The following is a 6,087-nucleotide window of genomic DNA, read 5'->3' on the forward strand; positions in this document are numbered from 1 at the left end:
CCAAGAACCCGAAAAATGGGTGAAGGAATGCAATTGTTTGCACAACGAAAAAATGGTGACGAGTTTCCAGTAGAAATTAGTTTAAGTAAAATTGATACCGACGAAGGTTTCTTGGTTTGTGCCTCCATTCGCGATGTGAGCAATCAAAAAAGAATTGAAAATGATTTAAACGAAGCCATCCTAAAAGCCGAAAATGCTCTAAAATCTAAGCAACAGTTTTTGTCTAATATGAGCCACGAAATAAGAACACCTATGAATGCCATTATCGGATTTACAAAAGTGATTCTCAAAACCGAACTGACTTTCAAACAAAAAGAATATCTTAATGCTATAAAAATGAGTGGCGATACTTTAATAGTGCTCATAAACGACATTCTCGATTTGGCCAAAGTCGATGCTGGTAAAATGGTTTTCGAGAAAGCACCATTTAAATTATCATTGTCAATATCGACAATGTTGCATTTATTTGAAACCAAAATACAAGAAAAAAACTTAGAATTGATAGTAAAATATGATCAAAATATTCCAGAAGTCTTAATAGGCGATGCAACTCGTTTACATCAAATAATACTCAATCTAGTAAGCAATGCCGTTAAATTTACATCCAAAGGAAAAATAACAGTTTTTGTTAGAAAATTAACCGAAGATATTGAAAATATTACAATAGAATTTTCAATTTCCGATACCGGAATAGGAATTGAATCAGAAAAAACGGAAAAGATTTTTAAAAATTTTCAGCAAGCACACAGCCAAACCTCACGAATATTTGGTGGTACTGGATTAGGACTTGCAATTGTAAAACAACTAGTTGAAAAACAAGGCGGAAGTATTTGGGTTGAAAGTGAAGTGGATAAAGGTTCTACTTTTAGTTTTGTTTTAAGTTTTAAAAAAGCCAAAGGAGAAACCGTTTTAGATAACGAAATTACAGAATTAGTCGATAATCCTATCCAAGACATAAAAGTATTGGTTGTTGAAGACGTAGAACTTAATCAGTTATTAATGAGAACCTTGCTTGATGATTTTGGCTTTGAATGTGATATAGCAAACAACGGAAAAATAGCTGTCGAAAAACTAGAAAAGAACATTTATGATATTGTTTTAATGGATTTGCAAATGCCAATTATGAATGGTTTTCAAGCAACCAATTATATCAGGAATATATTACAATCACAAATTCCTATAATTGCACTAACTGCCGATGTTACAACTGCCGATATAGAAAATTGCAAAACAGTTGGTATGAACGATTATATTGCAAAACCAGTCGATGAACGCAAGTTATATAGCAAAATTGTCAGTTTAATTAAAAAACCTACACAAACAATCGAATTCAAAACCGCTGAAATTGAGCAAGCCAATAATCAGCAATTTATCAATATGAGTTACATTAACAAACTCACAAAATCGAACCCAAAATTAATTACCGAAATGATAAATGTCTATCTCAACCAAACACCATCATTAATAAGTACCATCAAAAAAAGCTGGATAGAGAAAGATTTAGACATCTTAAAGTCTGCCATTCATAAATTAATTCCATCATTTTCCATTGTTGGAATTGATAAAAAATATGAAGATATAGCCAGAAAAATAGAAAATGATGCAACAGCATATGAAATGGAAAATTGGCTGCTAGAACTCGAAAATGTTTGTATGCAAGCGATTGAAGAACTCAAAATAGAACTTAATAATTTAAAAAATTAAATCGTGCAAAACTCAAAAAAAATAAAACTTTTTCTTGTCGACGATGATGCTTTATTTCTAAAATCATTAGAAATCCAGTTTCTTGACAATGCCGATTTTGACATTGAAACATTTGCAACTGGAGAACTTTGTATCGAAAATTTGTATAAAAACCCAGACGTAATTATTCTAGACTACAATCTTGACGGCATCGATAATACAGCAATGAATGGGCTCAAAACATTAGATAAAATCAAAATCTCAAAAATAAAAATTCCGGTTATTATGCTTTCTTCACAGGACAAAATTGAAGTGGCAGTGAGTTGTATGCACCACAAAGCATTTGACTATGTCATAAAAAGTGAAACCGCATTCGTTCGACTTCAAAAAATAATTACTTCTATTTTTAAATATCAAAAAATTGAAAAAGAACTCAATTGGTATATGAATAGAATGTAAGGGTTTTTAATTTAAATCTATGAATTTTGTAATTTCACTAAAAAATTATGTAAGATAAATTTAGTTAATTGATTTTAAATTTGTAAAATATTTATTAATTTAAATTAGTTTATTATGAAATCAATTACACAATATCTTATAATAATAATAATAATTTTCATAAATTTTTCATACTCACAATATGGTGTTTTAGACACAAGTTTTGACTTGGATGGAAAAAAAATAATAAGCTTTGCTGTACCTAATGATTATGGAGAGTTTGTATTAGTTCAACCCGACAATAAAATTATTGTAGGCGGAAGATCATCATTAACAGGTGGTAATTTATCATTTTCTTTAGCAAGAATGAATCCATCTGGTTCTTTTGACAATTCATTTGGAATAAGTGGAAAAGTAACAACTTCCTATGGAACTGATGGTTTTGAGGCAATATCTGGTGCATTACAACAAGACGGAAAAATTGTTGTAGTAGGAAATGCGTTTACAAATGCGAGTTTAGGATATTCGCAAATTGCAGTAGTGCGATATAATTCTGATGGTTCTTTGGATACTACTTTTGATACCGATGGAATGGTTTTTACACAATTACCAACATCTAACGAAGATTTTGTAAAAGCTGTCAAAATTCAACCAGATGAAAAAATACTAGTAGCCATTCAATCACGAATAAACTTTAATTGGGATTTTGTTTTAGCGCGTTATAATACCAACGGAAGTTTAGACACTACTTTTGACACCGACGGAATTGTTCGAAATCAATCGACAGAGCAAGATGCAATTTATGATATTACATTGCAAAATGATGGCAAAATAGTAGCAGTTGGTTACAAAAGCAATACCAATAATGATGTTTATGTAGGACGCTACAATGCCAATGGAAGTATCGACACTTCTTTTGCTACTAACGGATTTTTTACCTACGATTTTGCATCCAATCATAATTATGCTTTTGCAGTTGCATTATCATCCGACAATAAAATTATAATTGGTGGGAATTATCAAAATGGTACAATTTCTAGTGCTTTTGTTGCCAGATTAAACAACAATGGGACTTTTGACACTACATTTGACTCAGACGGAATTTTAATTCAAACTACCGATGAAACGATAAGTGATGTGATACTTCAATCGGATAATAAAACAATTACAGTTGGTACTTCAAATGGAAAATTTGGAATATGGAAATTGAATTTCGATGGAACATTTGATTCTACTTTTGGAACAAATGGTAAAGTAGAAACTGTAATTAATATTAATTCCTGTCAAGCTAATAATGTTGCACTTCAGCCAGACGGAAAAATTGTTGTAGTAGGAAGTACTTATGGAAGTCCTTTTACAAAATATGGTGTTGCTAGATATACAAATAATGCTCCATTATCAACAAGTTCTTTTTTAGAATCTAAATTTTTAATTTATCCAAATCCTTCATCAGGAAATTTTACAATTCAAATTGATGAAAACTTAGTTGGAAGTAAAGGTGCTATCTATTCAGTTTTAGGTCTTAAAGTAAAAGAGTTTTCTTTGCAAACTAACAACACAAATCAAACTTTAAACAAAGGTATTTACTTTTTAGAAATTAAAAAAGAAAACCAAAAGTTGGTTAAAAAGCTTGTCGTAAATTAATAAAATAATTTTTCGTTTTTTTAGTTGTTCAATAGCAATAAGTATTTGTATTGGTTTTCTATAGGTAATTTGGTATGAATTAGTAAAGTTATTCAAATGATAAAATTCTAATTTGACTGAAATTGTTGTGACTATTTAAAACCAATTTTTGAAATTAAACAAATGAAAGAAACTCCTAAAATAGAGAATCCAATAGGTTCAAGAAGGAAATTATCTTCATTAGAAATACTTCAATATATTGTATTAATATTAATAATTTTTTATTTTGGAAAGACAATATTTATTCCGTTAAGTTTCTCATTATTAATTAGTTTTATTCTTTACCCAATATGCAAATGGTTAGAAAAAAAAGGAGCTAACAAACCTGGAGCTATTACTATTTCAATTTTTGGATTAACTATTTTAATGGTATCATTTTTTTATTTATTGTTTTTACAAATAGCATCATTTTCAAATGAATGGCAATCATTAAGTGCAAAACTCATTGAAACATCAACACAAATAGGAATTTATGTAGAGGAACATTTTGGAATCGACTCTGAAAAACAATCGGCATTTATTAAAAATGCTACAAGTAATTTTGAAATTTTGCCAATCTTGAAAAACACTACTAATTCGTTAACCGGAATGGTATTCAATTTGATACTTTTCCCTGTTTTTTCAGCTTTATTATTGTACCATCGTCATTTATTAGCAGTTGCACTTTACCAATTATTTCCATCCTATAAAAAAGAAACTATTCACGAAATTCTTATCCAAACCATTCACGAATATTATAATTTTATCAAAGGAATGGGATTGGTTTACTTAATTGTTGGTCTTTTAAACAGTATTGGATTGCTAATTATTGGTGTTCCACATCCGTTTTTGTTTGGATTTATTGCCTCCATTCTAACCTTTATTCCTTATGTAGGCATTATTATTTCTTCACTTTTGCCAATTACGGTTTCGTGGGTAACATTCAATTCTATTTGGTACCCAATAGGTGTAATTTTAGTATTTGCCATAGTGCAATTGTTAGAAGCTTATATCATTTTTCCAATGGCTGTAGGCAACCGATTAAAGATAAATACATTGGTAATTATTATTGTAATAATTCTTGGAGGAATTTTATGGGGTGCAGTCGGAATGATTTTGTTTATTCCATTTATTAGTATTTTAAAACTAATTGCAGATCGAACCGAAAGTTTAAAAACCTTGTCTTTACTACTTGGTGACGGAAAAAGTAAATTGTAAAATAGGAATAATATAACTTTTTTTAAAAATTCTATAAATCAAAATACTTGAAAAAAAATGACCTTTACCAATTCAAATTAATCAATGTTTAACTATTAAATTAATAAATTATGACACTTCTTAAATCAAACGGAAATCTTATTCCATTTGGAATGGATAATTTCTTTACCAATGATCTTTTTGATAACCAATGGTTAGAGAAAAAATTAAAACACACACTTCCGGCAGTAAATATTAAAGAGAATAAAAACGAATTTAATATTGAATTTGCCTCACCTGGTTTTACTAAAAAGGATTTTAAAATAGATTTAAACGAAAATGTTTTAACGATTAGCGCAGAAAAAGAAATAGAAAAAAATGAAGAGAATGACAATTTTACTCGAAAAGAGTTTTCTTATAATTCTTTCTCAAGATCATTTACTTTACCACAAACCGTAAATGCAGAAAAAATTGATGCCAAGTACAATGATGGAATTCTTAAATTGAGTATTCCAAAAAAGGAAGAAGCAAAATTACTTCCCAAAAAGGAAATAAAAGTAGTGTAAGCATCATTTTAAAACCCAATCTAAAAAGGTTGGGTTTTTTATTGGTTATAAAATCTGTGAATAATATAACTTTTCTTAAAATTTCTATAAGATGATAAAAGCTTTGAATATTGAACTTTGTTAATATAAATTATATAAAAATTCAGAATGAAAAAGTCAATTTTTTATAGTTGTATGTTTCTTACAATACTTCTTACTTCTTGTTCAACAACAAAAATAGTAAGCAGTTGGAGACAACCAGATAAACACATTCACATCAACGATTTAAACAAAGTTTTGGTCATTGCACTCATTGAAAACGAAACCAATCGGTACAAAGCCGAACATCAAATTGTAAAACACCTTGATGGAAAAGGTTTTGTATCTCACGAATATCTTAACAACAATTTCAATCAAAAAAATGAAACCGAAATAATGGACAAAATTAGAACCGATGGTTTTGATGGGATTGTATTGATGAGATTAATTGATCTAGATAAAGAAAGAGTTTATATTCCTGCTGAAACCAATTATTATCCAAATGATTTTAAAAATTTTGGAG

5 protein-coding genes and 1 pseudogene are annotated in these 6,087 nt (G+C 29.0%); all 6 read left to right on the forward strand.

The window, feature by feature from the left end; all coding sequences use genetic code 11:
- Positions 1-1,704: ATP-binding protein (locus ACH2BO_RS10970; protein WP_395044788.1), on the forward strand; the 1,704-nt coding region annotated here is incomplete at its 5' end.
- Positions 1,705-1,707: 3 nt separating this feature from the next.
- The gene (locus ACH2BO_RS10975) at positions 1,708-2,142 is read left to right on the forward strand and encodes a response regulator (RefSeq protein ID WP_395044789.1); all 435 of its coding nucleotides are present in this window, start codon (positions 1,708-1,710) and stop codon (positions 2,140-2,142) included.
- A gap of 114 nt (positions 2,143-2,256) precedes the next feature.
- Positions 2,257-3,765, forward strand: coding sequence for a T9SS type A sorting domain-containing protein (locus tag ACH2BO_RS10980; protein WP_395044790.1), 1,509 nt, complete (start codon positions 2,257-2,259; stop codon positions 3,763-3,765).
- Positions 3,766-3,927: 162 nt separating this feature from the next.
- Positions 3,928-5,001, forward strand: a complete 1,074-nt coding sequence (locus ACH2BO_RS10985; RefSeq protein WP_395044791.1) for an AI-2E family transporter — start codon at positions 3,928-3,930, stop codon at positions 4,999-5,001.
- Between the two features lie 110 nt (positions 5,002-5,111).
- A complete protein-coding gene (locus ACH2BO_RS10990; protein WP_395044792.1) occupies positions 5,112-5,546 on the forward strand; it encodes an Hsp20/alpha crystallin family protein in 435 nt (144 codons plus the stop codon).
- Positions 5,547-5,693: 147 nt separating this feature from the next.
- A pseudogene (locus tag ACH2BO_RS10995) lies at positions 5,694-6,087 on the forward strand (hypothetical protein); the annotation flags it as partial.

This window comes from Flavobacterium sp. (assembly GCF_043773265.1).
Classification (GTDB): Bacteria; Bacteroidota; Bacteroidia; order Flavobacteriales; family Flavobacteriaceae; genus Flavobacterium.